The following is a 3,400-nucleotide window of genomic DNA, read 5'->3' as shown; positions in this document are numbered from 1 at the left end:
TCCCTATATTGTCGTCCTGACCAACCCGACCACCGGCGGCGTCACCGCCTCTTACGCCATGCTGGGCGACGTGCACATCGCCGAGCCCGGCGCGCTGATCGGTTTTGCCGGGCCGCGCGTCATCGAGCAGACCATCAGGGAAAAACTGCCCGACGGCTTCCAGCGCGCCGAGTATCTGATGGAGCACGGCATGGTCGACATGGTAGTGTCGCGGCTGGAGATGCGCCAGACGATCGCGCGGCTCCTGAAAATGCTGCTCAAGCTGCCGGAAGAAGAAATGCCGCTGGAACCGGAAATTCTGCCGCCGGTGGCGCTCCCGGCGGAAGCACGCCCGCAAGCCTGACGCGACATCCGTCGTCGCGAACCGCGATTGCGCGCCATCTGTGGCGCTGTAGCATCTTGATTCGCGCATGATCCTTTCCGAAAATCGATTTCGATTTTCGGGGTCATGCGCTAGGATTCTCCCATGACCACGCTTGCCGCCGACCGCGAAATCGAAAGCCTGATGTCGCTTCATCCGAAGGGCTTCGATCTTTCGCTCGACCGCATTTCGCGGCTGCTGGAGCGACTGGGCAATCCGCAGGACCATCTGCCGCCGGTCATCCACATCGCCGGCACCAACGGCAAGGGCTCCTGCGCCGCGTTTTCGCGGGCGCTGCTGGAAGCATCCGGCCACCGCGTCCATGTCCACACATCGCCGCATCTGGTGAACTGGCATGAGCGCTACCGGCTGGCCGCCGACGGCGGCGGCAGGCTGGTCGAGGATAAGGTCTTCGCCGACGCCATCGCCCGCGTCGCCAAAGCCAATGAAGGCCAGAAGATCACCGTCTTCGAAATCCTCACTGCCGTCACCTTCCTGCTGTTTTCCGAATATCCGGCAGATGTCGTCATCATCGAGGTCGGCCTTGGCGGCCGCTTCGATGCCACCAATGTCATCAGCGAGCCGGCGGTGTCGGTGATCATGCCGGTCTCGCTCGACCACGAATCCTTTCTCGGCGACCGTGTCGAACTGATCGCCGCCGAAAAAGCCGGCATCATCAAGGGCGGTTGCCCGGTGGTCATCGGCGCGCAGGAAAGCGAAACGGCGCTGCAGGTGCTTATCGAAACCGCCGAGCGGCTCGACTGTCCCGCCTTCGTCTATGGCCAGGATTTCCTCGCCTTCGAGGAAAACGGCCGGATGGTCTATCAGGACGAAGACGGGCTGATGGACCTGTCGCCGCCGCGGCTGCCAGGGCGCCACCAGTTCGCCAATGCTGCGGCGGCGATTGCGGCGGTCAAGGCGGCGGGCTTCGAGATCAGCCATCGCGTCGCCGACAAGGCGATGGCCAATGTCACCTGGCCGGGGCGGATGCAGAAATTGCCGCAAGGCAGGTTGACGGAACTGGCGCCGAAGGGCGCCGACATCTGGCTCGACGGCGGCCACAATCCGGGCGCCGGCGTGGTCGTCGCCGAAGCACTTGCCGAGCAGGAGGAAAAGAACCCGCGGCCGCTGTTCCTGATTTCCGGCATGATCAACACCAAAGACCAGAGCGGCTATTTCAGCGCCTTCAAGGGGCTGGTGCGGCATGTCTACACGGTGCCGGTGAGCCTCAGCGAGGCCAGCGTGCCGAATGACGAACTGGCGATCCGCGCCGTCGAGGCCGGCCTGTCGGCCGAACCGGTGAGCTCCGTCGCCAATGCGCTGATGCTGCTGCGCGACACATGGGACGGACCGCCGCCGCGCATCCTGATCAGCGGCTCGCTCTATCTGGCCGGCGCGGTGCTGGCCGAAAACGGCACACCGCCGACCTGATCTATCCTGCCGGACCTCCGGTACCAAGAGGCCAGAACAATTCCAGGAAAATTGTGTCGCGGTTTTCCGTCCGGAATTGCGTAAAACAAATACTTAGAGCGGTTCGGTGGTTCTATCGAAAGCCAAACGCTCTCGAACGCGGGAGCGATTGCCAAGTCATTGCGCTTCTCACGACAGTCTGCCTTCGTCGTCGATCGGCGCGAGCCACGGAGGATCATCGCCCCATTTCCATAGAACGAGGTTGAGATCCGTCTCGACAGCGCCGGCCGCAAAGCTGCGAACAAGCATGGCTGGATAGCCCTTCGCGATCAATCGGGGCGTCAAAGCCTGCGTTCTTGATTCTGCGCTTGCCTGCATCTGATCCCGCCATGCGCTGTCGGCAAGATGTTGCGAGGGCCTGCTCCCGCGTTACTTCAGCTCGATCTCGATGAAGGCATACTCGCCCTCACTGGCATTGATGACGTCATGCTCCACGCCCTCCTTGCGGAAATAGGGCGCCCCCTTTTTCATTTCGGCGAAGGATTCGCCGTCCTTGGTCAGGAGCTTGAGCTTGCCGTCCATCAGCGGCACGATCACGTAATCATGGCCATGACGATGCCAGCCGGTGTTGTCGCCCGGCGCGAAGCGGTATTCGGTGACGATAACGCGCTCATTGTCGATGAAGACGGTGGCCTTGGCGGATCCGGTCATGTCGTTCTCCTGCTTTAAGCCAGACAAGAACATGGGGCCGCAAGTGGCGAGTGCCAGGGCGGACCAGCGCATGACCCAGAAAATCGGATTCGATTTCCGGGGTCATGCGCAAGATCGAGTGCTACAGCGTCCGTTGCGCGTCCAAGAGGGACGCGCGGCGCTGTGAATAACGCCAACAAAAAAGCCCGGCGCGAGGCCGGGCTTGATTGCAGAGATTCAGGGTCGGATCAGGCGAGATTGCCGTTGATCCAGTGCGACAGCGCCGTCTTCGGTGCGGCGCCGACCTTCATGTCGGCCATTTCGCCGCCCTTGAAAATCATCAGCGTCGGGATCGAGCGCACGCCGAACTGCGCCGCAAGCTCGGGATTTTCGTCAATGTTGAGCTTGGCGATCTTGACCTTGCTGCCGAGTTCAATGGCGATGTCTTCCAGCGCCGGCGCGATCATCTTGCAGGGGCCGCACCACTCCGCCCAGAAATCGACGACGACAGGCTCCTTGGCGTCAAGCACATCGGTCTGGAAATTGCTCTTGTCGACCTTGACGGTGGCCATGCGAAAATCCTTTCGAGAGTTATTGGCGCACCAAATGTGGTGGTGATGGCGCCCTTCTTCAAGCAGCTGTTGTGTCACGCTCCCGTGAGTCGGGCAAGAGCGTCGTCCATGACCGCCGGCGGCAGCTCGATCAGCCGTGGTGCTTCAGTGAACAGCAGCGCCGCCGAGACCTCATGCTCGGGATAAAGCGGCTGGAGCAGCGCGCGATAAAGTGCGAGCTGCAGGACATAGGCCGGTGGAACGTCCGCCAGGGTTGCAGGCGCCGGCCGGTTGGTCTTGTAATCGACGATCGACACCTTGCCTGATGTGACCGCCAGCCGGTCGATCTTGCCGGAGATCGAGCGCAGCTTGCCCTTGACCTCCAGCC

Annotated in this window: 4 protein-coding genes and 1 pseudogene; 2 read left to right on the top strand and 3 right to left on the bottom strand. The window is 62.1% G+C overall.

Annotation, left to right across the window (positions count from 1 at the left end; genetic code table 11):
* Positions 1-343: pseudogene (locus EOA86_RS27365) on the top strand (acetyl-CoA carboxylase carboxyl transferase subunit beta); the annotation flags it as partial.
* 123 nt (positions 344-466) lie between these two features.
* The gene (locus tag EOA86_RS27360; protein WP_127208921.1) at positions 467-1,792 is read left to right on the top strand and encodes a folylpolyglutamate synthase/dihydrofolate synthase family protein; all 1,326 of its coding nucleotides are present in this window, start codon (positions 467-469) and stop codon (positions 1,790-1,792) included.
* A gap of 408 nt (positions 1,793-2,200) precedes the next feature.
* Here EOA86_RS27360 and EOA86_RS27350 read toward each other — a convergent pair whose 3' ends face one another.
* The 3 genes from EOA86_RS27350 to EOA86_RS27340 all read right to left on the bottom strand — a co-directional run.
* The gene (locus tag EOA86_RS27350; protein WP_127208920.1) at positions 2,201-2,482 is read right to left on the bottom strand and encodes a cupin domain-containing protein; all 282 of its coding nucleotides are present in this window, start codon (positions 2,480-2,482) and stop codon (positions 2,201-2,203) included.
* 227 nt (positions 2,483-2,709) lie between these two features.
* Complete coding sequence (trxA, locus tag EOA86_RS27345; RefSeq protein ID WP_027152031.1) at positions 2,710-3,033, bottom strand: thioredoxin; 324 nt, start codon at positions 3,031-3,033, stop codon at positions 2,710-2,712.
* Positions 3,034-3,107: 74 nt separating this feature from the next.
* Positions 3,108-3,400 (bottom strand): PD-(D/E)XK nuclease family protein (locus EOA86_RS27340; RefSeq protein ID WP_164892016.1); only part of this gene is annotated, 293 nt, incomplete at its 5' end.

Origin of the sequence: Mesorhizobium sp. M5C.F.Ca.IN.020.32.2.1 (assembly GCF_004023105.1) — a bacterium.
In the GTDB taxonomy this organism is placed as follows: Bacteria; Pseudomonadota; Alphaproteobacteria; order Rhizobiales; family Rhizobiaceae; genus Mesorhizobium; species Mesorhizobium wenxiniae.
This window is presented reverse-complemented; position numbering and strand designations above follow the sequence as displayed.

Bases quoted from the DNA above. Each gene is read 5' to 3' on its own strand.
- EOA86_RS27360 (WP_127208921.1), top strand. From the start codon at position 467: ATGACCACGCTTGCCGCCGACCGCGAAATCGAAAGCCTGATGTCGCTT.
- EOA86_RS27350 (WP_127208920.1), bottom strand. From the start codon at position 2,482: ATGACCGGATCCGCCAAGGCCACCGTCTTCATCGACAATGAGCGCGTT.
- trxA (WP_027152031.1), bottom strand. From the start codon at position 3,033: ATGGCCACCGTCAAGGTCGACAAGAGCAATTTCCAGACCGATGTGCTT.